25 protein-coding genes, 1 tRNA gene and 1 pseudogene are annotated in these 23,818 nt (G+C 62.4%); 20 read left to right on the top strand and 7 right to left on the bottom strand.

Translation table 11 applies throughout. The annotated features are described in order from the left end of the window. Positions 1-17 precede the first annotated feature (17 nt). The 9 genes from FJ934_RS05100 (at position 18) to FJ934_RS05060 (ending at position 8,348) form a co-directional block, all read left to right on the top strand. On the top strand, positions 18-821 hold the full coding sequence (locus FJ934_RS05100) for a ScpA family protein (RefSeq protein WP_140607637.1): 804 nt from the start codon (positions 18-20) through the stop codon (positions 819-821). After that, complete coding sequence (gene scpB / locus FJ934_RS05095) at positions 818-1,585, top strand: SMC-Scp complex subunit ScpB (protein ID WP_140607560.1); 768 nt, start codon at positions 818-820, stop codon at positions 1,583-1,585. The genes FJ934_RS05100 and scpB overlap by 4 nt, the downstream gene beginning before the upstream one ends. Positions 1,586-1,764: 179 nt before the next feature. Then, complete coding sequence (locus tag FJ934_RS05090) at positions 1,765-1,986, top strand: twin-arginine translocase TatA/TatE family subunit (protein ID WP_140607559.1); 222 nt, start codon at positions 1,765-1,767, stop codon at positions 1,984-1,986. An 85-nt stretch (positions 1,987-2,071) separates the two neighbouring features. Beyond that, entirely contained in the window at positions 2,072-2,872 is an 801-nt protein-coding gene (gene tatB, locus FJ934_RS05085) for a Sec-independent protein translocase protein TatB (protein ID WP_140607558.1), read from the top strand. Continuing rightward, complete coding sequence (gene tatC / locus FJ934_RS05080; protein ID WP_140607557.1) at positions 2,869-3,744, top strand: twin-arginine translocase subunit TatC; 876 nt, start codon at positions 2,869-2,871, stop codon at positions 3,742-3,744. Before tatB ends, tatC begins: the two co-directional genes overlap by 4 nt. Positions 3,745-3,946: 202 nt before the next feature. Continuing rightward, on the top strand, positions 3,947-5,251 hold the full coding sequence (serS, locus tag FJ934_RS05075; RefSeq protein ID WP_140607556.1) for a serine--tRNA ligase: 1,305 nt from the start codon (positions 3,947-3,949) through the stop codon (positions 5,249-5,251). Further along, positions 5,251-6,009: a 5'/3'-nucleotidase SurE gene (gene surE / locus FJ934_RS05070; RefSeq protein ID WP_127281111.1), complete on the top strand. Its 759-nt coding sequence runs from the start codon at positions 5,251-5,253 to the stop codon at positions 6,007-6,009. The genes serS and surE overlap by 1 nt, the downstream gene beginning before the upstream one ends. Beyond that, a complete protein-coding gene (locus tag FJ934_RS05065; protein ID WP_140607555.1) occupies positions 6,006-6,659 on the top strand; it encodes a protein-L-isoaspartate(D-aspartate) O-methyltransferase in 654 nt (217 codons plus the stop codon). Before surE ends, FJ934_RS05065 begins: the two co-directional genes overlap by 4 nt. Before the next feature lie 165 nt (positions 6,660-6,824). Beyond that, positions 6,825-8,348, top strand: a complete 1,524-nt coding sequence (locus FJ934_RS05060; protein ID WP_140607554.1) for a peptidoglycan DD-metalloendopeptidase family protein — start codon at positions 6,825-6,827, stop codon at positions 8,346-8,348. 158 nt (positions 8,349-8,506) lie between these two features. On the opposite strand, the gene FJ934_RS05055 is transcribed toward FJ934_RS05060, so the two are convergent. Beyond that, positions 8,507-9,382: an ATP-binding protein gene (locus tag FJ934_RS05055; RefSeq protein ID WP_140607553.1), complete on the bottom strand. Its 876-nt coding sequence runs from the start codon at positions 9,380-9,382 to the stop codon at positions 8,507-8,509. Between the two features lie 295 nt (positions 9,383-9,677). Here FJ934_RS05055 and yajC point away from each other — a divergent pair, with 295 nt between their 5' ends. The 5 genes and pseudogenes from yajC to FJ934_RS05030 form a co-directional block, all read left to right on the top strand. Further along, positions 9,678-10,019, top strand: coding sequence for a preprotein translocase subunit YajC (gene yajC, locus FJ934_RS05050; protein ID WP_010909882.1), 342 nt, complete (start codon positions 9,678-9,680; stop codon positions 10,017-10,019). A gap of 51 nt (positions 10,020-10,070) precedes the next feature. Then, positions 10,071-12,620, top strand: a complete 2,550-nt coding sequence (secDF, locus tag FJ934_RS05045) for a protein translocase subunit SecDF (RefSeq protein ID WP_140607552.1) — start codon at positions 10,071-10,073, stop codon at positions 12,618-12,620. Positions 12,621-12,645: 25 nt separating this feature from the next. Beyond that, positions 12,646-13,041, top strand: a complete 396-nt coding sequence (locus FJ934_RS05040) for an Mth938-like domain-containing protein (protein ID WP_181165523.1) — start codon at positions 12,646-12,648, stop codon at positions 13,039-13,041. Position 13,042: 1 nt separating this feature from the next. Further along, positions 13,043-13,891 carry a phytoene/squalene synthase family protein gene (locus tag FJ934_RS05035; RefSeq protein WP_181165522.1) on the top strand — a complete coding sequence of 283 codons (849 nt, stop codon included), beginning with the start codon at positions 13,043-13,045 and terminating at the stop codon, positions 13,889-13,891. 39 nt (positions 13,892-13,930) lie between these two features. Continuing rightward, positions 13,931-14,587: pseudogene (locus FJ934_RS05030) on the top strand (sterol desaturase family protein); the annotation flags it as partial. 8 nt (positions 14,588-14,595) lie between these two features. Here FJ934_RS05030 and FJ934_RS05025 read toward each other — a convergent pair. The 5 genes from FJ934_RS05025 to FJ934_RS05005 form a co-directional block, all read right to left on the bottom strand. Further along, positions 14,596-15,078 carry a T6SS immunity protein Tdi1 domain-containing protein gene (locus FJ934_RS05025; RefSeq protein ID WP_181165521.1) on the bottom strand — a complete coding sequence of 161 codons (483 nt, stop codon included), beginning with the start codon at positions 15,076-15,078 and terminating at the stop codon, positions 14,596-14,598. Between the two features lie 29 nt (positions 15,079-15,107). Further along, positions 15,108-15,398: a type II toxin-antitoxin system ParD family antitoxin gene (locus FJ934_RS05020; RefSeq protein ID WP_140607549.1), complete on the bottom strand. Its 291-nt coding sequence runs from the start codon at positions 15,396-15,398 to the stop codon at positions 15,108-15,110. A gap of 69 nt (positions 15,399-15,467) precedes the next feature. Further along, entirely contained in the window at positions 15,468-16,877 is a 1,410-nt protein-coding gene (gene trmFO, locus FJ934_RS05015) for a methylenetetrahydrofolate--tRNA-(uracil(54)-C(5))-methyltransferase (FADH(2)-oxidizing) TrmFO (RefSeq protein WP_140607548.1), read from the bottom strand. A 393-nt stretch (positions 16,878-17,270) separates the two neighbouring features. After that, the gene (locus FJ934_RS05010) at positions 17,271-17,411 is read right to left on the bottom strand and encodes a DUF1127 domain-containing protein (RefSeq protein ID WP_065005581.1); all 141 of its coding nucleotides are present in this window, start codon (positions 17,409-17,411) and stop codon (positions 17,271-17,273) included. A gap of 49 nt (positions 17,412-17,460) precedes the next feature. After that, on the bottom strand, positions 17,461-17,601 hold the full coding sequence (locus FJ934_RS05005) for a DUF1127 domain-containing protein (protein WP_013531315.1): 141 nt from the start codon (positions 17,599-17,601) through the stop codon (positions 17,461-17,463). Between the two features lie 237 nt (positions 17,602-17,838). Here FJ934_RS05005 and FJ934_RS05000 point away from each other — a divergent pair, with 237 nt between their 5' ends. Both FJ934_RS05000 and FJ934_RS04995 read left to right on the top strand, forming a co-directional pair. Then, positions 17,839-18,957, top strand: coding sequence for a DUF2157 domain-containing protein (locus FJ934_RS05000; RefSeq protein WP_140607547.1), 1,119 nt, complete (start codon positions 17,839-17,841; stop codon positions 18,955-18,957). Further along, entirely contained in the window at positions 18,954-19,538 is a 585-nt protein-coding gene (locus FJ934_RS04995; protein ID WP_140607546.1) for a GDYXXLXY domain-containing protein, read from the top strand. The genes FJ934_RS05000 and FJ934_RS04995 overlap by 4 nt, the downstream gene beginning before the upstream one ends. A gap of 18 nt (positions 19,539-19,556) precedes the next feature. On the opposite strand, the gene FJ934_RS04990 is transcribed toward FJ934_RS04995, so the two are convergent. Beyond that, positions 19,557-19,641: transfer RNA gene (locus FJ934_RS04990), tRNA-Leu, on the bottom strand. 342 nt (positions 19,642-19,983) lie between these two features. On the opposite strand from FJ934_RS04990, the gene tig reads away from it, so the two are divergent. The 4 genes from tig (at position 19,984) to FJ934_RS04970 (ending at position 23,786) form a co-directional block, all read left to right on the top strand. Continuing rightward, positions 19,984-21,474, top strand: a complete 1,491-nt coding sequence (tig, locus tag FJ934_RS04985) for a trigger factor (protein ID WP_140607545.1) — start codon at positions 19,984-19,986, stop codon at positions 21,472-21,474. A 165-nt stretch (positions 21,475-21,639) separates the two neighbouring features. Beyond that, positions 21,640-22,164, top strand: a complete 525-nt coding sequence (locus FJ934_RS04980) for a hypothetical protein (RefSeq protein ID WP_140607544.1) — start codon at positions 21,640-21,642, stop codon at positions 22,162-22,164. Positions 22,165-22,319: 155 nt separating this feature from the next. Next, entirely contained in the window at positions 22,320-22,700 is a 381-nt protein-coding gene (locus FJ934_RS04975; protein ID WP_140607635.1) for a cytochrome c family protein, read from the top strand. 150 nt (positions 22,701-22,850) lie between these two features. Then, positions 22,851-23,786, top strand: coding sequence for a heme o synthase (locus FJ934_RS04970; protein WP_140607543.1), 936 nt, complete (start codon positions 22,851-22,853; stop codon positions 23,784-23,786). Positions 23,787-23,818: the final 32 nt, after the last annotated feature.

Raw genomic sequence — 23,818 nt, 5'->3', positions numbered from 1 at the left:
CCCCGAAGGCCGCACCGATGGACCGCCTGTGGGCCGAGAATGACGATTCACGGCTGACCGGCGATCCGTCGCTGGTGGTTGACGTCGCCGGGTTCGAAGGTCCGCTCGATCTCCTGCTGCATCTTGCCCGCAACCAGAAGGTCGACCTGGCGCGCATTTCCATCCTTGCGCTAGCCGAGCAATATCTGGCCTTTGTCGAGACGGCGAGGGCGCTGCGCCTCGAGCTTGCCGCCGACTACCTGGTGATGGCGGCGTGGCTGGCGTTCCTGAAGTCGAAGCTTTTGATCCCCAAGCAGCCGGGCGAGGAGGGTGAAAGCGGCGAGGAGCTTGCGGCGGTGCTGCAATTCCGGCTGAAGCGGCTCGAGGCCATGCGCGACGCGGCGGCGCGTCTCGTCAATCGCAACCGACTCGGCCGCGACGTGTTCGCGCGCGGCATGCCGGAGATGGTCATCATCGAGAAGCGCAACTCTTACTCGGCCTCGCTCTACGACCTTTTGACCGCTTATGCGCAGCAGCGGCAGAAGCAGGCGATCACCAATGTGACGATCGCCAGGCGCGGTGTCTGGTCGCTCAAGGATGCCCGAGATATCCTGACGCGGCTGATCGGCTCGCTGCGGGACTGGACGGCGCTCGACAGCTTCCTCATCCAGTATCTGACCAGCCCGGAAGAGCGGCGCACGGCGATCGCCAGCTCATTCGCAGCGACACTGGAGCTGGTGCGCGAGCGCAAAATGGATATGCGGCAGGACCAGGTGTTCGCGCCGATCTATCTGCGCGACCACCGCGCACAGACAATCAAGCCAGTCGAGGTGGCATCATGAGCGAACGCGCCAACGCTTCGGTTATCCCCTTCAAGGTGGACGAGGAGCAGGAAGAGGGCGAACTCGACCAGGGTTCAGCCCAGAATCCGGAACAGAATCCGGCCGAGCGCCTGCACATGTCCGAGGCCATGCGCATGGCCGAGGCGATCGTCTTCGCCAGTGCCGAACCGGTCAGCGAAAAGCAGCTTGCCGCACGCCTTCCAGATGGCATCAATATCGCGCTTGCGATGGTGGAATTGCAGCAGATCTACGCCCGGCGCGGCGTCAATCTGGTCCGGGTCGGCGATGCCTGGGCTTTCCGCACCGCCGGCGATCTTGCCTTCCTGATGAGCCGCGACACGGTGCAGCAGCGCAAGCTGTCGCGGGCCGCGCTCGAAGTGCTGGCGATCATTGCCTATCACCAGCCGGTGACGCGCGCCGAGATCGAGGACATCCGTGGTGTCGAAACCTCGAAAGGCACACTCGACACGCTGCTGGAGACGGAATGGGTGCGTATGCGCGGCCGTCGCAAAACGCCTGGCCGTCCCGTCACTTATGGCACCACCGAAACCTTCCTTGACCATTTTGCGCTCGAGGAAATCCGTGATCTTCCCGGCATGGAGGAATTGAAGGGCGCCGGCCTGCTTTCGGGCCGCATGCCGTCGAATTTCTCGATCCCGCTGCCGCCGGCCGACGCCGACGTGCTGAGCGAGGACGAGGATCCGTTGACCGACATCGATCTCGAGGAACTCGGCCTGCTGACGCCGCGCGTCACGGAAGATTGACCACGGGCGCCTATCAATAGCTGCTTTCCGGCTTTACATGCGCCGTTTGGTAGCGGGCCGCTTCGCTGAAAATGCGTGACATCCGCCAGCCTTTCATAAACTCTGTCGCGGTTGTGTTTGAATCCCAACGCGAAAACGCATAGATCATCGCCAGGGAAAACATTCGAGAGAGATTTGCTATGGGTTCATTTTCGATTTGGCACTGGATGATCGTGCTGGTCATCGTGCTTCTGGTGTTCGGCCGCGGCAAGATTCCGGAGCTGATGGGCGACATGGCCAAGGGCATCAAGAGCTTCAAGAAGGGCATGGCCGACGACGACGTTGCCGACGACAAGCGTACCGTCGAGCACCGCGCCGACGAAACCGTTTCGGCAGCCAAGGAAAAAGTCAGCAAGAGCTGAGCCCAACGGTGTTGCTTTGTGCATGTCGTTGTCCGAAAACCGCTTCGCACTTTTGGGCGACAAGCACTAGTCGGAACTGATAGCCATGTTTGAAGTCGGCTGGACCGAAATGCTGGTGATCGCGATCGTCATGATCGTGGTCGTCGGGCCGAAGGATTTGCCCAACATGCTGCGCACCTTCGGCCGCACGACGGCGAAGCTGCGCACCATGGCGGCCGACTTCCAGAAACAGTTCAACGAGGCGCTGAAGGAAGCCGAACTCGACGACGTCAAGAAATCGGTCGACGAGCTCAAGGGCCTCAGCCCGGTTGCAGAGATCCGCAAGCAGCTCAATCCGTTCGAGCAGGCGGCGGCCGATGTGCGCGCCGGCGTCGACGCGGCGATAAAGCCGAAGCCGGCCGCTGATCCGGCGGCACCTGCCGCCTCGACGCCGCAGGCGGCCGAGCCGTTGAAGAACGGTGCGACGGAAATGCCTGGTGTCAACGGGCCAGATGCCGCGCCGACAACGCCGATTTTTCCGGCAATGACCGATGCTTCGGCGGTGCCGGCATCCACGGAACCTCCCGTGGCGCCGAAGGCACCTGCGGCAAAGAAGGCCGCCAGGACGGCGCCGGAGGCAAAAGGACCGTCGAAGGCCTCGACACCCGCGAAGGCGGTGACGGCAAAAGCCGCACCAGCGCCCAAGGCGTCGGCAAAGCCCGTGACGGCGGCAAAGCCTGAGGCCGCCGCGACGAAGCCCGCAGCTGCCAACACGACAGCTGCAAAGGCGACGGCTGCAAGGGCGACTGCTGCCAAGACGGCAGCTGCAAAGGCTGGGGCGAAAGCCGAACCGAAGCCTGCTCCGGCGAAGCCGGTGACCAGGAAGACGTCGGGAGCCGCCAAGTGAGCGTTTCGGACAAGGAAAAAGACGAGATCGAAAAATCGTCTGCGCCGCTGATCGAGCATCTCATCGAATTGCGCCGCCGGCTGATCTGGTCGCTCGGGGGTTTCTTCGTTGCCTTCCTGGTGTGCTTCTTCTTCGCCAAGCGGTTGTTCAACCTGCTGGTCGTCCCCTTCAAATGGGCGACGAAATGGGCCGGGCTCGATCCGCACAAGGTCGAGCTGATCTACACCGCGCCGCAGGAATTCTTCTTCACCCAGGTCAAGCTCGCCATGTTCGGCGGTATGGTCATCGCGTTTCCGCTGATCGCCACGCAGATCTACAAATTCATTGCCCCCGGTCTCTACAAGAACGAGCGCAACGCCTTCCTGCCGTTCCTGATCGCGTCGCCCGTCCTGTTCCTGATGGGCGCTTCGCTGGTCTATTTCTTCTTCACGCCGATGGTGATGTGGTTCTTCCTTGCCATGCAGCAGGCCGGTACCGACGAGCAGGTGCAGATTTCGCTGTTGCCGAAAGTCTCGGAATATCTCAGCCTGATCATGACGCTGATATTTTCCTTCGGCCTGGTGTTCCAGCTGCCGGTGGTGACCAGCCTGATGACGCGCGTCGGCATGCTGTCGTCCAAGGCGCTGGCCGAGAAGCGCAAATGGGCGATCGTCATTGCCTTCGTCGTCGCGGCCGTGCTGACGCCGCCCGATCCGATGAGCCAGATCGGCTTGGCCATCCCGACCATCCTACTCTACGAGGTCGCCATCTGGTCGTCCCGGCTGATCGAGCGCAGCCAGGCGCGCGAGCGCATGGCGCGCGAGAAGCAGGAGGCAGGCGAGACCGTCGCGGACAAGACCCCGGACGAACCTCCAGCGCCGGCAGCTTCGTAACACACGCAGCCAGGCCCGAGACAGCGGCGGAAAACGGCAGCCGCCGCCCAGCCTCATCTTGCATCGATCAAAATTGCGGTTTACGCCCCTCAAACTGAAACGCATCGCCATTAAGGCGATGCGTTTCAGTTTTTGCTTTGCATGCCGTTGTCCCAAAACCGCTGCGCACTTGGGCGACATGCTACCTGAGGACGGATAAACCATGCTCGACATCAAATGGATTCGCGACAACCCGAAAGCCCTTGTCGAGGCGCTCACCAAGCGCTCGTGGCCGGCGAGCGAGGCGCAATCCACTGTCGACGGGTTGATCGCCAGTGACGAGGCGCGGCGCGAACATGTCACCGAGCTGCAGACCAAACAGGAGCGCCGCAACGCCGCCTCGAAGGAGATCGGCAACGCCATGCGTTCGGGCGATGCCGCCCTTGCCGAAAAACTGAAAGCCGAAGTCGGCGAGATAAAAACCTTCATCCAGAATGGCGAGGCGCGCGAACGCGAGCTCGACAAGGCGCTGAACGACGCGCTGGCGGTGCTGCCCAACGTGCCGCTCGATGATGTGCCTGTCGGCAAGGACGAGCACGACAATGTCGTCAGGCATGTCGTCGGCGAGCTGCCGACGCGGCCGAACTGGGTGAAGGAGCATTTCGAGATCGGCGAAGCGCTCGGCATGATGGATTTCGAACGGGCGGCGAAGCTGTCGGGCTCGCGCTTCACCGTGCTGAAGAGCGGACTGGCGCGGATGGAACGGGCGATCGGCCAATTCATGCTCGACATGCACACGACCGAACATGGCTATGAGGAAGTGATCCCGCCGCTGATGGTGCGGGACGAGGTGCTTTTCGGCACCAACCAGTTGCCGAAATTCGAGGAGGATCTGTTCTTCACGCCGCACGGGGAGGGCAGGCTTGGCCTCATCCCCACCGCCGAGGTGCCGCTCACCAACCTTGTGCGTGAAGAAATCACCGCGCATGAGAAACTGCCGTTGCGCTACACGGCGCTGACGCCGTGCTTCCGGTCTGAAGCGGGCTCGGCCGGGCGCGACACGCGCGGCATGCTGCGCCAGCACCAGTTCTACAAGGTCGAGCTTGTGTCGATCACCGACCAGGACTCGTCGCTGGCCGAGCATGAGCGGATGACGCAATGCGCCGAGGAAGTGCTGAAGCGGTTGGAGCTGCCGTTCCGCACCATGGTTCTGTGCACCGGCGACATGGGTTTTGGCGCCCGCAAGACCTACGATATCGAGGTCTGGCTGCCCGGCCAGAATGCGTACCGCGAAATTTCATCGTGCTCGGTCTGCGGCGATTTCCAGGCGCGCCGCATGGATGCCCGCTACAAGGACAAGGACGGCAAGGGCAACCGTTTCGTCCACACGCTCAACGGTTCGGGCACCGCTGTCGGCCGCGCTCTCATAGCTGTCATCGAAAACTACCAGAATGAGGATGGCAGCGTAACCATTCCTGAAGTGCTGCGGCCTTACATGGGCGGCCTGGAAAAGATCGAATCGAAATAATGCGCATCCTTCTGACCAACGACGACGGCATTCATGCCGAGGGGCTGGCATCGCTCGAGCGCGTCGCCCGTACGCTGTCCGACGATGTCTGGGTGGTGGCGCCGGAGCAGGACCAGTCCGGCTACGCGCATTCGCTGTCGATCTCGGAGCCGCTGCGGCTGCGCAAGATCGGCGAAAAGCACTTTGCCGTGCGGGGCACGCCGACCGATTGCGTCATCATGGGCGTCAAGAAGATCCTGCCCGGCGCACCCGACCTGATCCTGTCCGGCATCAATTCGGGCGCCAACATCGCCGACGACGTCACTTATTCGGGAACCGTCGCCGGCGCCATGGAAGGCGCGCTGCTCGGCATCAGGTCGATCGCTCTCAGCCAGGGCTACAGCTATGTCGGCGAGGACCGCGTCGTTCCTTACGAGACCACCGAGGCGCTGGCGCCGGCGCTGCTGAAGAAGCTCGTCGCGACGCCGCTGCCCGACGGCGTGCTGCTCAATGTCAATTTTCCGAACTGCCTTCCCGAGGAAGTCGCCGGTACTGTGGTCACCACACAGGGCAAGCTGGTGCACAGCCTCTGGGTCGACGAACGTCGCGACGGCCGTGGCCTGCCTTACTATTGGCTGCGCTTCGGCCGCGAGCCGGTCGAAGGCAAGCAGGGCACCGACCTTTTTGCCCTGCGCAACCGTCTGGTGTCGGTGACGCCGTTGCAGCTCGACCTCACCGCGCATGAGATCCGTGACCAGCTGAGCAAGGCGCTTGCATGAACCATGGCATCGACGATCGCGAAGGCTTCGCCGCTTTCCTGCTGCGCCTGCGCGGCAGGGGGACCGTGCCGAAGGCGCTGATCGCGGCTTTCGAGGCGACACCACGGCGCGGTTTCCTGGCGCCCCACTTCCACCAGATCGCCTGGTCCGACCGAATGTTGCCGATCGAATGCGGCGAGGCGATCGAAGGCGCCGACATGCAGGCGGCGGTGATCGCGGCACTTGCCATCGAGCCCAGCAATCGTGTGCTCGAGATCGGCACCGGCTCGGGCTACACCGCTGCGGTGATGTCGCGGCTTGCCGCGCGCATCGTTACCATAGATCGCTACAAGACCCTGGCCGAACAGGCAAAACAGCGCTTCGACGCGCTCGGTATCAGCAACGCCATCGCGCGCCAGGCCGACGGTTCCGCCGGTTTGCCCGCTGAAGGACCGTTCGATCGCATCGTCGCCTGGGCGGCTTTCGACAGCCTGCCGCGCTTTCTGCTCGACCAATTGTCGAGTGGCGGCATCGTCATTGCACCGATCGGCCCGGAGGAGGGCGAGCAGGTGCTGGCCAAGCTGACCAAGGTCGGCAGCCGTTTCGAGCGCGAGGATATCGGTCTTGTGCGCCTGCAGCCGATCCTGCGCAGCCTGGCAGCGGTGATGTAGCTTTTCGTCAGGCGTCGTCCGCCATTTCAGCCTGCCGAAGTGCATGATCGGCCGCCCCAAATATTTTAAGAAAATTTATGTCGGATTCCATGGGGTTAACCGACCAGTAACATTAACGCGCTTTAATCCTGACCAGTTGGTGCAGAGTTTGTGCGGGTTAGTGCGATGCAACTCAATGTTTTGAAGGCAAATAGTCGCAATCTGGCGCGGGGCTGCGCTGTTCTCATGATTGCAGGCGCGGCCGCCGGGTGCAGTTCCCAGGCTTCGCGGTTCAACAGTGTCGACGACGTCTTTACTTCCTCGACCAATAATCAGCGCGCGATCATCAACAAGCAGGATGCCGTACAGCCCTATCCGGGCGACGTCTCGGCAGCCCCACTCGACGGCAGCCACACGCAATCGGTCGCCCGCTCCAGCCTTGAACCGGTTTCGAGCCGGCCGTTGCCGCCGCCGGTTTCAGCCCAGGCCGCTCCTGCGCTCGCGCCCGCCGCCAATCCGGTGCGGGTCGCATCGGCGCCGGCCCTGGCTCGGCCCGCTCCCCATGTCGACAGGACGACAACCGGCACCGTCGCGCCGGCCGCGAAGCCATTCAAAAATGCCCAGCCCGACGAGCCGAAGATGGCTGAGGCCGGCCGGCCGCACGCGACCGAGATCGTCGTCCGGGACGGCGAAACCATTTCCGGCTTGGCGGCGCACTACAAGGTGCCGGCCGATGTCATCATGAAGGCGAATGGCCTGAGCCCGACCAAGGGGCTGAAGACCGGTCAGAAGATCGTCATCCCGGCCTATGCCTATTCGAGCAAGGCTGAATCGAAGGTCGCTGATGCGAAGCCGGCCAAGGATGGCAAGCACGACCTGCCGGCCTCCGCGCCGGACAAGGTCGCCGTTCTGCCGCAGCAGCCGAAGGTCAAGGAGGGCAAGTCCGCGGCTCAGGTCGATGCGTCGGCTGCCACAAGCCAGCCCAAGGAGCCCAAGCCAGCGCAGGTGGCCAAGGCTGGCCCCGCCGGCACCTATACGGTCCAGTCCGGCGACACGATGTCCTCGATCGCCAGGAAGACCGGCATTGGCGTCGTTGCCCTGAAGCAGGCCAACGGCATGAAAGATGGCTTGCTCAAGATCGGCCAGACCCTGAAGGTGCCGGCCGGTGGAACCGCGACAGTCGCCAGCGCAAAGCCGGCCAAGGTCGACCCGGTGACCACGGCCACCACGCAGCCCGCCGCAAAGGCCACGCCGTCGGAAACGCTGGCATCCTACACGCCGCCGAAGAAGGATGCGAAGGTCATCCAGCAGGCCGAGGACGACGAGGCGGTGGCGCCGGATGCCACGGGCATCGGCAAGATGCGCTGGCCGGTGCGCGGCCGGGTGATCTCCGGCTTCGGATCCGGCAGGGACGGTGTCGACATCGCCGTGCCCACGGGAACGCCGATCAAGGCAGCCGAGAACGGCGTCGTCATCTATGCCGGCGACGGGCTCAAGGAATTCGGCAATACGGTGCTGGTGCGCCACGAGAACGGTCTAGTCACCGTCTACGGCCATGCCAGTTCGATCGAGGTGCAACGCGGCCAGAAGGTCAAGCGCGGTCAGGAGATCGCACTCTCGGGCATGAGCGGCACGACGGACTCGCCGAAGCTGCACTTCGAAGTGCGCAAGAACTCGGCCCCGGTCGATCCCTCGACCTATCTCGAATAGAATAAAAAAAGCGATTTGCGGGCCGTCTGACCTCCAGTCCGGCCCGCCGGCTCAGCCCGTTCCGCAAGGAGCGGGCTCTTTCAGTTGATTTCTTGGTTTAAGTCTTTGTTTCCGTGCATGTCGTGGTCGCGAGACCGAGCTCGCCTGAGCGACATGGATCAATCCTTCAATGGCTTGCCGAGCCGGCCCGCCAGGTCCTGGGTGAACTGCCAGGCAACGCGGCCCGAGCGGCTGCCGCGCGTCGTAGCCCATTCCAGCGCCTCGGCGCGAAGCTGCCCGGGGTCGATGTCGAGGCCATGATGGCTGGCATAGCCGTTGATCATGTCGAGATATTCGTCCTGCGAGCATTTGTGGAAGCCGAGCCAAAGTCCGAAACGATCGGACAGCGAAACCTTTTCCTCGACCGCTTCGGACGGGTTGATGGCGGTCGAGCGCTCATTGTCGATCATGTCGCGCGGCAACAGGTGGCGGCGGTTCGAGGTGGCGTAGAAGATGACGTTGGCCGGGCGGCCCTCGACGCCACCTTCGAGCGCCGCCTTCAATGACTTGTAGGACGTGTCGTCGTGGTCGAAGGAGAGGTCGTCGCAAAACAGGATGATGCGGAAGGGAGCGGACTTCAGCAATCCCATCAGCTTCGGCAGCGTGTCGATGTCCTCGCGGTGGATTTCGATCAGCTTCAGTGGCAGGTCGGACTTGGCCTTGGCGTTGATCTCGGCGTGCACGGCCTTGACCAGCGACGATTTGCCCATCCCGCGTGCGCCCCACAACAGCACGTTGTTTGCGGCAAAGCCGGCGGCGAAGCGTTCGGTGTTATCGACAAGGATGTCGCGGACGCGATCGACGCCCCGGATCAGGCGAATGTCGACGCGGTTGACCTTGCGCACCGGCTCCAGATAGCCGGGATCGGCCTGCCAGACGAAGCAGTCGGCCTCGCCAAGGCTGGTTTCAGGCACTGGCGGTGGGGCGAGGCGGCCGACAGCCTCGATCAGGCGGTCAAGTTTCTCGTTGAGGGCGTCGATGGTGCTGTCGGTCATTTCGGGTCTTCTTGGTTCGTCTCTTTGGGTCGGGCGAGTGGGACCCGTTCGCTTCCGGCGGTTGCGAAACCGCGTGCAACCATTTGTTCGAGCGTAATCTTTTCCGAAAACCGGCTCGCGCTTTTCGCGATCCTGCTCTAACACGGCTAAACAGGCCGGAAAAGCAGCCGATTTGCCCGGCCGCGCAGTTGCATTGACAACTTTACCGACTATATTCCGGCCAAATTTCGCGGGGCCGCCAAATTTTCACTGCATTCGGTTTGGCGGCCGTTTTTCAAAATTCAGGAGTACCTTGATGTTCGTGACACCGGCATACGCCCAAGGCATTGGCGGCGCCTCTCCCGATATGTTCATCAGCATTTTGCCGTTTGTCCTGATTTTCGTAATCATGTATTTTCTGATCATCCGCCCGCAGCGCACGCAGCTGAAGAAGCGTGGCGAGATGCTGGCGGCGGTCCGTCGCGGCGACACGGTCGTCACCGGCGGCGGTTTCGTCGGCAAGGTGACGAAGGTGATCGACGACAACGAACTCGAGATCGACCTTGGCGGTGGCACCAAGGTGACGGCGCTGCGCTCGACGATCGCCGACGTGCGCGTCAAGGGCGAGCCGGTAGCCAACCAGAACGCCAAGAAATAATCCAATTCCAGGCGGAGTGATCCGCGGGTACGCTCGGACGGACGACGCCATATGCTCTATTTTTCGCGCTTCAAGATGATCCTGATCTGGCTGGCCGTGGCCGCCACAGTGGTCCTCGCCGCGCCCAATCTCATTCCCGCAAGCACATTGGCCCAGCTCCCGAGCTGGGTGCCGAAGCGGCAGATGACACTTGGCCTCGACCTGCAGGGCGGCTCGCACATTCTGCTCGAGATGAACCAGAACGACCTGATCAAGGATCGGCTAGAGACGGCGCGCGATGAAATCCGCACGCTGCTGCGCGATGCCAAGATCGGCTATACCGGCCTTGGTGGAACGGGGCGGACCCTGCAGGTCCGCATCACGGACCCGGCCCAACTCGATGCCGCCAAGAAGGCATTGAAGTCGCTGACCGACCCGGTTGCCGCTGGCCTGTTCTCCGGCGGTTCCATCCAGGAAATGTCGCTGGACGATTCCGAGCCCGGCCTGCTGAAGTTCACCGTCACCGACGCCGGCATCAAATATCGCACGTCGACCGCATTAGCGCAGTCGATCGAGGTGGTCGGACGTCGCGTCAACGAACTTGGCACGACCGAGCCTATCGTGCAGCGGCAAGGCGAGGATCGCATCCTTGTGCAGGTGCCGGGCCTGCAGGACCCGCAGCGGCTGAAGGAAATCCTCGGCCAGACTGCAAAGCTGACCTTCCAGATGGTCGACCAGTCGATGCCGGTGCAGGACGCGCTCAAGGGCCGCCCGCCCGCCGGCTCGACGGTGCTTTATTCGCAGGATGATCCGCCGGTTCCGTATCTGATCGAAAACCGCGTCATCGTTTCGGGCGAGAACCTGGTCGACGCGCAAGCGACATACAATTCGCAAAACAACGAACCGGTGGTGTCGTTCCGCTTCGATTCGAAGGGTGCTGCCCGCTTCGGCCAGGCCACCGCGCAGAATGTGGGCAAGCTGTTTGCCATCATCCTCGACAACCAGGTGATCTCGGCGCCGCAGATTCGCGAACCGATCCTTGGCGGCACCGGTCAGATCTCCGGCAATTTCACCGCCCAGAGCGCCAATGACCTGGCCGTGCTTCTGCGCGCCGGTGCGCTGCCGGCGACGTTGACGGTCATCGAGGAACGCACCGTGGGTCCGGGCCTCGGCCAGGATTCGATTCATGCCGGCAAGGTCGCGGGCGTCATCGGTTCGATCCTCGTCGTTGCCTTCATGTTCGTCGCCTACGGGTTCCTCGGCTTTCTCGCCAACATCGCGCTGGCGGTGCACGTGGCGATGATTGTCGGACTGCTGTCGCTGCTCGGCGCGACGCTGACCTTGCCCGGTATCGCCGGTATCGTGCTCACCATCGGCATGGCGGTCGATTCCAACGTGCTGATCTACGAACGTATCCGAGAGGAGCGACGCAACGGCCGCTCGGTGATCCAGGCGATCGATACCGGGTTCTCCAAGGCGCTGGCGACGATCGTCGATTCCAATGTCACCTCGCTGATCGCAACGGTGGTGCTGTTTTATCTCGGCACCGGGCCCGTCAAGGGCTTTGCCATCACCTACGCCATCGGCATCCTGACCACGGTGTTCACCGCGTTCACCTTCACCCGAATGCTGGTGTCGATCTGGCTGCGCCGCGCCCGGCCGAAGGAACTGCCTCGGGCGCCGGTGACCTTCATTCCGCCCGGCACGAAGATCCCTTTCATGGGCATCCGGCGGTGGACGTTCGCACTGTCGAGTGCGCTGTCGATCCTGTCGGTCGGGCTGTTCTTTACGGTCGACATCAATTACGGCATCGACTTCAAGGGCGGCTCGCTGATCGAGGTGCAGTCCAAGAGCGGTGACGCCAATCTCGGCGATATCCGCAGCAGACTGTCGGAGCTCAACATCGGCGAAGTGCAGGTGCAGCAGTTCGGCGCTCCCAACGACGTCCTGATCCGCGTCGGCACCCAGGGCGGCGGCGAAAACGCCGAGCAGACGGTGATCGACAAGGTTCGCGGCGAACTGCAAGACAACTACGACTTCCGTCGCGTCGAGGTCGTCGGGCCGACCGTATCGGGCGAACTCGCAAAGCAGGGCACGATCGCCATGCTGGTCGCGCTTGTCGGCATCCTGGTCTATGTCTGGTTCCGGTTCGAATGGCAGTTCGCGGTCGGCGCTATCGTCGCGACCGTGCACGACGTGGTCATGACGATCGGCTTCTTCGTCATCTCCGGGCTGGAGTTCAATCAATCATCGCTGGCGGCGATCCTGACCATCATCGGCTATTCGTTGAACGACACGATCGTGGTCTACGACCGCGTTCGAGAAGATCTGCGAAAATACAAGAAGATGCCGTTGCCGCAGCTATTGAACAACGCCATCAACGAGACGCTGTCGAGAACGACGTTGACCTCTGTGACGACCAGTCTGGCGCTGCTCGCGCTGGTGCTGTTCGGCGGCGAGGTGATCCGCTCGTTCACCTTGGCGATGCTGTTCGGCGTTGTCTTCGGCACCTATTCGTCGATCTTCATCGCCGCGCCACTGCTGATCCTGTTCAAGCTGCGGCCGCAGGCTTCGGCCGACGAGGAGAAGCCGGTCAGCGGCGGCAAGGCGGTCGCGACCTGACGCGGCGGCCCGAAGGGGTGACAGAATGGTGACCGGCAAAGGCATCGTCATCCGCGAGGCGCATTTCCCCGGCCGTGCGCCGATCGAAGCCTACGGCAATGGCGGGTTTCGCTTTGCCGACATGTCGCATCGCGGCTCGCTGCTGTGCCTGCCATCCGGCATCCACGGCTGGGAGCCGGCGGATCCCCTGGCGCTGACGGTGGCGGATTTCGATAAGCTTCTGGCTGAAGCGGACAAGATCGAGATCCTGCTGATCGGCATGGGCAGAGATCTCCGGCCATTGCCGGCGCCGCTGCGTGCTACGCTGAAGGAGGCAGGTATCGCGTCCGATCCGATGTCGACGGGGGCGGCGGTGCGGACCTACAACGTGCTTCTGGCCGAGGACCGCGCCGTGGCCGCCGCGCTCATCGCCGTCGACTGACATGCCGCAAAACATTGAGATCGTCATGAGCGCGGTGCGCGCCACCGACCGCGACCGCTATCTCAGCGCGCTCTATGCGCCTGCCGACAAGCGCAACGCACTGTTTTCGCTTTATGCCTTCAATGCCGAGATCGCCAGCGTACGCGACCGCATCCACGAGCCGTTGCCCGGTGAGGTGCGGCTGCAATGGTGGCGCGATGTCATAGCCGCCGGCGGCGAGGCTGGCGCCGGTCACCCCGTCGCCGAAGCCTTGAACGCTACCATTGCCGCGTTCAAACTACCGAAACTGGCCTTCGAGAACATGCTCGAAGCCCGCATATTCGACCTGTACGACGATCCGATGCCGTCGCGCACCGATCTCGAAGGCTATTGCGGCGAGACGGCCGCGGCATTGATCCAGCTTGCGGCGATGGTGCTTGATCCCGTCGAGGCGCCCCGGTTTGCCGAACTGGCGGGCCGGGCAGGCTGCGCGCAGGCAATGACCGGCCTGCTGCTTCTGTTGCCGCTGCATCGCAAGCGCGGGCAGTGTTTCATCCCGGTCGACATCCTGGCGGCGGCGGGATCGTCGCCGGAGGAATTTGTTGCCGGCGATGGCGGACCGGGTGCACAGCGCGCCGTGGCGGCGATGAGAGCGCTGGCGCGCGAACACCTTTCCGCCTTCGAACAGGGCGCCGCGGCGCTGCCGGTATCGTTGCGCCCGGCCTTTCTGCCCCTGGTCCTGTCGCGTGCCTATCTCGACAAGATGGAGGGCTTGCGCCGTTCACCGCTTGATGGCGTCGTACGGCTGTCTGCGTTACGCCGGCATTGGTTGCTGTTGCGGCGCGCGAGCAGGGGCTGGCCGGCACTTTGACGTAAACGTCAATCGTGTTAAGGAGTCGGCCCAGCCGTCTATCACCGCATCGCGCACCGGGTGCGCTGGGTGTGGGCCGAGCACGTCAACCACCATTCCAGCCAGCACTACAACCTGTCGACGGCGCTCAGGCAGAGCTGGACCGGCCTGTTCACCTTCATGTTCGTGCTGCAGGCGCCGCTGGTGCTGCTCGGCTTCCATCCGGCGGTGATCGCCTTCACCTTCGGCTTCAACCTGGTCTGGCAGTTCTGGATCCACACCGAGGCCATCGGCAAGATGTGGGGCTGGTTCGAATTCATTTTCAACACGCCCTCGCACCACCGCGTCCACCACGCCACCAATCCGCGCTATCTCGATGCCAATTTCGCCGGCACGCTGATCATCTGGGACCGCATGTTCGGCACCTTCGTCGAGGAGCTGGAGGAAGACCGGCCGCGCTACGGCATCGTCAAGAATATCGGCACCTTCAATCCGCTGAAGGTGGCGTTCCACGAATGGATCGGCATGTTCAGGGATGCGCTTGCGCCCGGGCTGACGCTGAGCGACCGCCTCAACTATCTGATCAAGCCGCCCGGCTGGAGCCATGACGGCTCGCGCGACACCTCCGAGACGCTGAAGGCGGCCTATGTGAGGCGAAATCCGAAAGAGGCGGGCAAGCCGGGGTTGCCAAGTGCGGCCGCCGAGCCGGCGGAGTAGGTACAAACCTAGTCGACGACCTTGATCCGCACCCTCGAACTATCGGGCAATTCGTTCAACTGGCGGTGAACGTTCGCCATGCCGACGAATTGCTCGCTGACCGGAGTCACGAACATGTTGTCTACGTCGAATTTTCCCTCAGCGAAGACAGGCAAGATGGTGAAGCCGTAGCATTCTCCCGCCTTGGGCTTCTTGCCCGCGGCGTGAAGGCGTTCGACAAGCGGCGGAAGGAACCATTCGTCAACCAGATCAGGAGCAGTCCTGATAATCTCCTCAAAATCCGTCGCGCTCCGAGCCACCCGTTCGACCAAGCCCGTCCCGGTGTCCAGCCAATGAACCTCGTTGTTCGGCCGCATGACAAACATGCCTCCCACCATTGAGCAGACGAGAGGGGTCCAAGGCTCTGGCAAAAGCCACGACCACGCTTTCGCCGTCGCCAGCGCGACATCGGGTTCAAATTGGAAAGCTACGTCTCGCCAGATGCCGCTCATGGGACCTCGCGCTTTGGCGGTAGTCAATCTCATGTCGCTGAATCATGGTCGGGGCTCGTATTCTCGGCAAACAGCCCTTGAAGGTGGGCACGAACCTCTTCTCCTGAGAGAGTCGGCCTCTTGTCCTCGAGCGATGCCTTCACGCGCGCCCTGATCGAAGCCATGCGTTCGGCATGCTCTTCTTCCTCACGTTGGAAGGCCCGCAACGCTGCGCGGATGACTTCACTCGCGGAGCCGAAGGAGCCATCCTCGACCTTCTCGCGGATCATGCGCGCCATGGCTGGCGTGACGGTGATGGACAGTTTCTCGGCGGATTCCACTGGATTGCTCCATGTCAATATAGAGTAGGATGATATCCTACTCTATGCCGAGTGTCCAACCCTAGGGCTTCATTCCGCGGCCTGCGCCTGGTCCGGCAACCGAAGCCATTCCCGGCAATCAGCCAGCGCGCGCGAGGTTATCGCATGGCGTTTGGCGACCGTCTTGTCCTTGCCGCGCAGGCGCTTGCCTTCGGTCGTGGGTGCTTCGACCGGCGGGAACAGGCCAAAATTGACGTTCATCGGCTGGAAGGAACGCTTGCCCGGTTCGTCGTCGGAGACGATATGGCCGCCGGTGATGTGGTTGAGCAGGGCGCCGAAGGCCGTGGTAAGCGGTGGCAGGGACGGTGTTTGGCCGAGCCGCTCGGCGGCGGCGAAGCGGCCGGCGAGCAGGCCGATGGCGGCACTTTCGACATAGCCTTCGCAGCCGGTGATCTGGCCGGCGAAGCGCAGGCCGGGCCGCGACTTCAGCTGCAGCGAGCCGTCGAGCAAGGTCGGCGAATTGATGTAGGTGTTGCGGTGCAGGCCGCCCAGGCGTGCGAAATCGGCGTTTTCGAGGCCCGGAATGGTGCGGAAGATGCGCACCTGTTCGGCGTGCTTCAGCTTGGTCTGGAACCCGACCATGTTGTAGAGCGTGCCCAGCGCATTGTCCTGCCGCAGCTGGACCACGGCGTAGGCCTTCACCGTCGGATTGTGCGCGTTGGTCAAGCCCATCGGCTTCATCGGCCCGTAACGCAGCGTCTCGACGCCGCGTTCGGCCATGATCTCGACCGGCAGGCAGCCGTCGAAATAGGGCGTGCCTTCCCACTGCTTGAATTCGGTCTTCTGGCCGTCGACCAGTGCCTGCACGAAGGCGAGGTATTGGTCCTTGTCCATTGGGCAATTGATGTAGTCCTTGCCGGTGCCGCCTGGCCCGACCTTGTCGTAGCGCGACTGGAACCAGCAGGTCTCCATGTCGATCGTGTCGAAGTGGATGATCGGCGCGATGGCATCGAAGAAGGCGAGTGCATCGGCCCCGGTCGCTTCCGCGATTGACTGGGCAAGCGACGGCGCGGTCAACGGCCCGGTGGCGATGATCGCCTGGTCCCAGTCCGCTGGCGGCAGGCCAGGCACTTCCTCGCGCTGGATGGTGATCAGCGGGTGCGCCTCGAGCTTTTTCGTCACGGTATCGGAGAACCCGTCGCGGTCGACGGCCAATGCGCCGCCGGCCGGCACTTGATTGGCGTCGCCGGCGCTCATGATCAGGGATCCGGCCAGTCGCATTTCAGCGTGCAGCAGGCCGACCGCGTTGTTCTCGGCGTCATCGGAGCGGAAGGAATTGGAACAGACGAGCTCGGCCAGCCCATCGGTCTTGTGCGCGTCGGTGCCGCGAACCGGGCGCATCTCGTGCAGGATGACGGGAACGCCGGCCTGCGCTGCTTGCCAGGCGGCTTCGGAACCTGCGAGGCCGCCGCCGATGATATGGATGGGGTCTTTGCTCATGAGCGCCGGAATATTCGCTTGCGGCTGCGATTGCAATTGCCGCGAATGGGGTGGTCAAGGGTCGACGGGAAAAACCAACCGTAAAAACAACAACACCCGCCGGGGGAGGAGGTCCGGCGGGTGTCGTTTTGGGGGTCGACCCTCGGGAGGAGGTGAAGGCCGACCGTATTCGCCATCGCCGGGGAGGAGGTCGGCTTTGACGAAATTCTTTTCGCGGTTTGAAAAGGAGCGAAACCTTTGGAGCAAATTCGCTTTGCTTCGGGGAAACAACGCCCGCCGCGGGAGGAGGTGCGGCGGGCGCCGTTTTGGTGGTCAACCCTTTGGGAGGAGGATAAGGGCTGACCGTATTCGTCAAGGTCGGGGAGGAGGTCGACCCGGACGAAATTCCTTCGATTAGATCGCCTTGCGGGCGATGATCTTGATTTCGTCGCGGACGATGCCGAGATCATGCAGCTGGCGGTTCGAAAGGCGACCCAGCTCGGTAACCGTCTCGCGATAAACGCGCCAGTTACGATAGTTGCGGATCAGGTTCATTGTCGTTCTCTTTTACAGATCTGGTTCGGACCATTTGCGGTCCGAAGAATTAGACCGCCTTGCGAGCGACGTAAGGGATGTCGCTGCGGCTGATGCCGAGGTCGGTCAGTTCGCGGTTGCTCAGGCGGCTCAGCTCGGAAACGGTGTCCCGGTAGCGGCGCCAGTTGCGGTAGTTGCGGATCAGGTTCATGGTAGTTCTCGTTTCGTCTTTCTTGCGGATCATTCCGTTTGTGTACGAACCATAAATAGGCGGGCTCATATCGATTTAAAAGCGCTATGGCTGCATGGCAGCAATGCAAATTGTGCAATGCAACATTAACGCGCCTTCACGGACCTGACACAAAGAAGCCAAGAATCAGAAAGTGCCGTAACGTCAACGGTTTGGCAGCTTCGGCTGAAGAAACCGGCCAAGCAGCGGGGGGAGGATATGGCGGGCTACTCGACACGGGTCAGGTCGGACATCGCACGATGGCAACAGGCCGGACTGATCGATGCCTCGACCGCCGATATCTTGGCGCGCGACGTCGAAGCCAACACGCGCAATTCGCTCAGCTTCGGCTCGATCCTGGCGATGATGGCGGCCTTGCTGTTTGGCGCGGCCATCCTGATCTTCGTCGCCTCCAACTGGGACGCGATCCCGCGACTGGCGCGGGTGGTTGCGCTCTTTGCCGTTATCCTGGGCGGCTATGTCGGCGGCGCGGTGCTGAAGACGCGTGACCATGCAGCGGTCGGCGAAGCCTTGTGGATCGTGGCGGCCGCCGCGTTCGGGGGCTCGATCGCGCTGATCGGGCAGATGTATCATTTGTCCGGCGACGAGGCTTCCGCGCTGATCACCTGGGGTGCCGGCACGGCACTGGCGGCGGTCGCCTTGCGGTCGAACCCGCTGACCGTCGCTGCGGTCGCTATCGCCGACGCCTGGCTGTTTCTGAAAGGGTTCGACTATTTCAATCGCAGCGCGTTTCCGCATGCCTTCGTTGCAATGGCGGCCGTGCTGTTCGCAGTCTCCTTCTGGACCCGCAGCCAGGCGGCGCGCCATCTGATCCTCCTATCATTGCTCTTCTATCTCGTGCTGCTGGCCATGGACCACGCGACGCTGCCGGTGGCGATCCCATTGGTCATTGTGTCCGTGGTGCTGTTCACTACCGCCGTCTTTGCGCCGGAACCGGTCGACAGGACCGTGCAGCTCGGCGGGCGTTTGCCCCTGCACGCGCTGCTCGGCTTCCTCACCGGCCTGGCGATCATCCAGTTCGAACTGGCCGATGAAAGCACCTACAACAGCGGTTTCGCCATTGCCTCGGTCGTGGCGCTCGCCGGCATCGTGGCGGCAATCGTGCTGGCGGGGCGTGAGAGCCGTGGCCTGCGCTGGCTTGCCTATTTCGGCTTCGCCTTCGAACTCGCGATCATCTATGTCGTAACCCTGCAATCGATGCTCGACACCGCCGGTTTCTTCCTCGCGGCAGCAGTGCTGCTCGGCATCGTCGCACTCATTATCATCCGCGTCGAGAAACGCATGAAGGCCCCGGTGGCCAGGAGAGCCGTGGCATGATGACCGGAAGGAGACTTGTCATCTCGGCGCTGGTGCTTGCGCTTGTCCAGATCGGCTTCCTGAGCTGGATCATCGCTGGCCGGGCGGCGATCCTGCGTAACGGCAGGGAAGTGCTCTTGAAGATCGAGCCAGTCGACCCGCGCGACCTGCTGCGCGGCGACTACATCATCCTCGGCTACGATATTTCGCGCATGCCGGTGAAAATGATCGCCAACATTCCGCCCGACAAATTCTCCAGCGACGACACGGCGATCGTGGTGCGCCTGAAGAAGGGCGTTGACGGCTACTGGACGCCGACCATCGCCTGGTTGGGCAAGGCGCCGACCCCGGCCGCTGCCGACGAGGCTGATATATCGGGTCATGTCACCGAAGGCTGGGATCTGCGGAGCGAGGGAGCGACGATCGCGCCCGACTACGGCATCGAACGGTTCTATCTGCCGGAAGGCGAGGGACTGGCGATCCAGAACGACATGCGGGTGCGCCCGTTCGGGATACGCCTGGCGCTGGCCGCCGATGGCACGGCGCAGATCAAGGCGCTGGTGGATGGCGACAAGACGCTGTTCGAGGAGCCATTGTATTAGGTGGTCAGGTTGTCGAACTGGTGCGGATGAAGGGACTCGAACCCCCACGCCTTTCGGCACTGGAACCTAAATCCAGGGCGTCTACCAGTTCCGCCACATCCGCATGTTCCGGCAATCCCATGTAGCCATCATTCTGTCAATGTCGGAGCCGAAATGTTGGTTATTCGCCTAAACGCGAAGATGGTTGAAAATTAGCCTCGCCTGTGACAAAAGGCGTGTCGAATGTGACGGGACGCGACGATCCGCTTCTGCAGAATGTGATAAGAAGTAGGAAAAACAAGAACTTATTCACATCTTGGAACGCAGTTTGGAAGAGTTTGAGCCGTAATTTCGGTCAAATCGCCAGGTTCCGTACCAAAAGCCATTTCCGGCAAGACTATACCGGCAGGCTGTGAACGGCAGGGAGCCGTTTGGCAGCCTCATTGGTGAAAACAAAGGTTTTACGATGCAGGTCACCGAAACACTCAACTCCGGTCTCAAGCGCGAGATCAAGATCACCGTGCCGGCCGGTGACATGGAAGCCAAGCTGATGGCGCGGCTGACCGACGCCAGGAACAAGGTCCGCATCAACGGCTTCCGCCCGGGCAAGGTGCCGGTGCAACACCTGCGCAAGGTCTACGGCAAGTCGTTCATGGCCGAAGTGGTCAACGAAATCCTCAACGATTCGACCCGTTCCATCATCACCGGGCGCGGCGAAAAGGCCGCCATGCAGCCCGAGGTCATCATGACCGAGGACGAGAAGGAAGCCGAGAAGATCCTGGCCGGTGGCGCCGACTTCGAGTTCCGTCTCAACTACGAGGTCATCCCGGCCATCGAGATCAAGGATTTCTCCGATATAAAAGTGACGCGTCAGGTATTCGACGTGCCGGATTCCGAGATCGACGAGCAGGTCAAGCGCGTCGCCGAATCGGCGCGCAGCTACGAGCCGAAGACCGGCAAGGCCGCCGAAGGCGACCGCGTCTCGATCGACTATGTCGGCAAGATCGACGGCGAGGCCTTTGCCGGCGGCGCCGGCACCGACCAGCCGCTGGTGCTCGGCTCCAAGGAATTCATTCCGGGCTTCGAGGATCAGCTCATCGGCACCAAGGCCGGCGAGGAAAAGCAGGTCACCGTGACCTTCCCGGAAAACTACCAGGCTGCGCATCTGGCCGGCAAGGAAGCCACCTTCGATGTCACCGTCAAGGAAGTGTCGAAGCCCGGCGAACTGGAAATCAACGACGAGACCGCCAAGAACCTTGGCCTGGAGTCACTCGAGCGCCTGCGTGACATCGTGCGCGGCCAGATCGAGAACCAGTTCGGCTCGATGACGCGCCAGAAGGTCAAGCGCCAGCTGCTCGACCAGCTTGACGCGGCCTACTCGTTCGAGGCACCGTCGAAGCTCGTCGAGGCCGAGTTCAACAACATCTGGGCGCAGGTCAACCGCGACCTGGAAGCCGCCGGCCGCACTTTCGCCGACGAAGAGACGACCGAAGAAGAAGCCCGCGCCGAATATATGCGCCTTGCCGAGCGCCGCGTGCGTCTCGGCCTGGTGCTGGCCGAGATCGGCGAAAAGGCCGGTGTCACCGTTTCCGATGAGGAGTTGCAGCGCGGCCTGTTCGAGCAGGTTCGCCGCTTCCCGGCCAACCAGCAGCAGGAAGCCTTCGAATTCTACCGCAGCAACCCCGAGGCGCTGAACGCGCTGCGGGCACCGATGTTCGAGGAGAAGGTGGTCGACCACCTGCTCGGGCAGATCTCGGTCACCGACGTCAAGGTCAGCAAGGAAGAGCTGATGGCCGACGACGAGGAGGCCGAGACCGCGACGAAGGCCAAGCCGGCCAAGAAGGCTGCGTCGAAGAAGGCCGAAGCCAAGGCAGATGAAGCCAAGGCCGGCGACGAGACGGAAGAGCCGAAAAAGAAGGCCGCGCCGAAGAAGAAGGCCGCCAAGGACGCCGAATAAGGCTCCGGCGCTTGATGGAATCGACGAAGGCCGCCCTCGAGGCGGCCTTTTTCGTTGCGAAACTGCAACAGCCGATTCGCTTCGCGGGAGGTGGCCCTTGGCGATACCAAGCATTGATCATTATCTGCGCTTGTAATGCAAACCGCATTGGTCGTGGAGGGGGCGTTGAGCTTAGTCTTTGAAACGGGACGTACTGTCGCCCTGGCGCTCGTTCTGGCCTTCGCCTGTGATGTCGCCTACGCCGACGCGATTGGCGGCAGCTGGCGCTTCGCCACGGGTGCGGATGGGCTTGCCACGGCTTCGCTCCATGCCACCAACAAACTGATCACCGGGGGTGGCGCCTTGAGCTACAGCCCGGTCCTGACCATTGCCTGCCGGGCAGCCGGCGAACCGCGCTGGACCGAATGGCTGCAATTGAATGACGCGGTTTCGGCCGGCGGCAAGATCACAATGTCGGTTACCGTTGATGGTGGCGGCAAGTTCAACGAGAGCTGGTCGGTCGGGTCGCGCGGCCGATTGCTGATGCGCGACGGCGCCGACGGCATCAAGCGTCTTGTTCCCGCAAGCCGGCTGCTGCTCTCCTGGCGGTTCGGGTTGCTGTCGGGGCGCGGCCAGGCGGATTTCGACCTTGCGGGGCTCGATGAGGCGGTCGCGCAGATTGCCGGGAGCTGCAACACCGACCCGCCTTGAGCGCGCCGGGTTCTAAACCCTCAGCGATGCTTGGCTTTTTCTACCCGCCGCCTGGATTCCATGGTACATTGGTACCGCAATTCCACTGGGGAGGGCGGGTATTCGGCCCAGACGCGATCGTCCAAGACACAAATGACGATCAGAGAGGAAATGCCATGCGCACTATAGCGTTTTTCGCTGCGGTGTCCGTTACGATCTTCGTCGCGCATCCGTCGCAGGCACAGGATGCCGCGGCTGGTGAGAAGGTCTTCACCAAATGCCAAGTCTGCCACATCGCAAATGAAGACAAGAACAAGATCGGGCCATCGCTGCACGGGGTCATCGGCCGCACCGCCGGGACGCATCCGGATTTTAAATATTCTGATGCCATGATCGCGGCCGGCAAATCCGGCGTCAAATGGGACGAACCAACACTGACGACCTACCTTCACGACCCCAAGGCTATGGTCAAGGGGACCAAGATGGCGTTTCCGGGCCTCAAGAACGATGCGGACGTGGCCAACGTCATTGCCTATCTGAAAACGTTTTCCAAGTGACCTGGCTTCTCTGCCATCCGTCCTTGTTCTACCGCGATTTTATCCGAACCGAAGGACAGCGTAAGCAAAAGCAGGGTACCAGTTCTCGCTTGCGCGGGCGTTCAGTTCGGGATCATGGCCCAGCTTGCCCGCTTCGATCGGTGGTCTGAGATGTCGACTGGGGAAAGCCGCCTCGACGATACCGTCATCCGCCCCTCGGAAGCGACGGCGGGTGATTTCTTCGCGCTTATGAAGCCGCGGGTCATGGCGCTTGCCGTATTCACCGCTTTCGTCGGTCTGATGGTGGCGCCTAGCGGGATGAATCCGGCCATTGCCGTGATTGCAATCGGCGCGATTGCGATCGGAGCGGGAGCGGCGGGGGCCCTCAACATGTGGTACGACGCGGACATCGACGCGTTGATGTCGCGCACATCAAGGCGGCCGGTTCCGTCGGGCCGCGTCACGCCGGGCGAAGCTCTCGGCTTCGGCCTTGTGCTTTCCGGGCTTTCGGTCATGACGCTCGGCGTACTGGTGGGCTGGCTTGCCGCATCGCTGCTTGCCTTCACCATCTTCTTCTACGTCGTCATCTACACGATGTGGCTGAAGCGCTCGACGCCGCAGAACATCGTCATCGGCGGCGCGGCTGGCGCCCTTCCTCCGATAATTGGATGGGCCGCCGCAACTGGCGCCATCGGCATTGAAAGCCTTATCCTGTTTCTGATCATCTTTCTGTGGACGCCGCCGCATTTCTGGGCGCTGGCGCTGTTCAAGGTTGGCGACTACGCCGCTGCCGGCATTCCGATGATGCCGAATGTGGCAGGCCCTGCTTCAACACGAAGGCAGATCCTTGCCTATGCGCTGCTTTTGGCGCCGGTCGGCGTGCTGCCCTGGCTCTTCGGATTCGCCAGTGGCTACTACGGAATTGCCTCGGCCGCATTGGGCGCCGCTTTCATCTGGCACGCCTGGAAGCTTTTGGCCGCTCCCGAAGAGGAACTGAAACCCGCCAAGACGCTGTTTGCCTATTCGATCTTCTATCTTTTCGTGATCTTCGCCGCGCTGCTTGCCGACACCATTGTCACGCGCACTTTGATCTCAGCCGGAGTTTGAGCGCAGATCGCCGCTCGCGAACCGCTCTCCGG

This window comes from Mesorhizobium sp. B2-4-12 (genome assembly GCF_006441575.1).
Lineage (GTDB): Bacteria > Pseudomonadota > Alphaproteobacteria > Rhizobiales > Rhizobiaceae > Mesorhizobium.
Note: the sequence above shows the minus strand (reverse complement) of the source record. Positions and strands in the feature narration are given on the sequence as shown.

What these genes read in the sequence shown, in the direction of transcription:
- FJ934_RS05000 (WP_140607547.1), top strand. Translation starts at nt 17,839, where the DNA reads ATGGCGGGCTACTCGACACGGGTCAGGTCGGACATCGCACGATGGCAA.
- FJ934_RS05055 (WP_140607553.1), bottom strand. Translation starts at nt 9,382, where the DNA reads ATGACCGACAGCACCATCGACGCCCTCAACGAGAAACTTGACCGCCTG.
- tig (WP_140607545.1), top strand. Translation starts at nt 19,984, where the DNA reads ATGCAGGTCACCGAAACACTCAACTCCGGTCTCAAGCGCGAGATCAAG.
- secDF (WP_140607552.1), top strand. Translation starts at nt 10,071, where the DNA reads ATGCTCTATTTTTCGCGCTTCAAGATGATCCTGATCTGGCTGGCCGTG.
- tatB (WP_140607558.1), top strand. Translation starts at nt 2,072, where the DNA reads ATGTTTGAAGTCGGCTGGACCGAAATGCTGGTGATCGCGATCGTCATG.
- FJ934_RS04970 (WP_140607543.1), top strand. Translation starts at nt 22,851, where the DNA reads ATGTCGACTGGGGAAAGCCGCCTCGACGATACCGTCATCCGCCCCTCG.
- surE (WP_127281111.1), top strand. Translation starts at nt 5,251, where the DNA reads ATGCGCATCCTTCTGACCAACGACGACGGCATTCATGCCGAGGGGCTG.
- FJ934_RS05100 (WP_140607637.1), top strand. Translation starts at nt 18, where the DNA reads ATGGACCGCCTGTGGGCCGAGAATGACGATTCACGGCTGACCGGCGAT.
- yajC (WP_010909882.1), top strand. Translation starts at nt 9,678, where the DNA reads ATGTTCGTGACACCGGCATACGCCCAAGGCATTGGCGGCGCCTCTCCC.
- FJ934_RS04995 (WP_140607546.1), top strand. Translation starts at nt 18,954, where the DNA reads ATGATGACCGGAAGGAGACTTGTCATCTCGGCGCTGGTGCTTGCGCTT.
- trmFO (WP_140607548.1), bottom strand. Translation starts at nt 16,877, where the DNA reads ATGAGCAAAGACCCCATCCATATCATCGGCGGCGGCCTCGCAGGTTCC.
- FJ934_RS05005 (WP_013531315.1), bottom strand. Translation starts at nt 17,601, where the DNA reads ATGAACCTGATCCGCAACTACCGCAACTGGCGCCGCTACCGGGACACC.
- scpB (WP_140607560.1), top strand. Translation starts at nt 818, where the DNA reads ATGAGCGAACGCGCCAACGCTTCGGTTATCCCCTTCAAGGTGGACGAG.
- FJ934_RS05035 (WP_181165522.1), top strand. Translation starts at nt 13,043, where the DNA reads ATGCCGCAAAACATTGAGATCGTCATGAGCGCGGTGCGCGCCACCGAC.
- FJ934_RS05025 (WP_181165521.1), bottom strand. Translation starts at nt 15,078, where the DNA reads ATGAGCGGCATCTGGCGAGACGTAGCTTTCCAATTTGAACCCGATGTC.
- FJ934_RS05060 (WP_140607554.1), top strand. Translation starts at nt 6,825, where the DNA reads ATGCAACTCAATGTTTTGAAGGCAAATAGTCGCAATCTGGCGCGGGGC.
- FJ934_RS05040 (WP_181165523.1), top strand. Translation starts at nt 12,646, where the DNA reads ATGGTGACCGGCAAAGGCATCGTCATCCGCGAGGCGCATTTCCCCGGC.
- serS (WP_140607556.1), top strand. Translation starts at nt 3,947, where the DNA reads ATGCTCGACATCAAATGGATTCGCGACAACCCGAAAGCCCTTGTCGAG.
- FJ934_RS04975 (WP_140607635.1), top strand. Translation starts at nt 22,320, where the DNA reads ATGCGCACTATAGCGTTTTTCGCTGCGGTGTCCGTTACGATCTTCGTC.
- FJ934_RS05065 (WP_140607555.1), top strand. Translation starts at nt 6,006, where the DNA reads ATGAACCATGGCATCGACGATCGCGAAGGCTTCGCCGCTTTCCTGCTG.
- FJ934_RS05090 (WP_140607559.1), top strand. Translation starts at nt 1,765, where the DNA reads ATGGGTTCATTTTCGATTTGGCACTGGATGATCGTGCTGGTCATCGTG.
- FJ934_RS05010 (WP_065005581.1), bottom strand. Translation starts at nt 17,411, where the DNA reads ATGAACCTGATCCGCAACTATCGTAACTGGCGCGTTTATCGCGAGACG.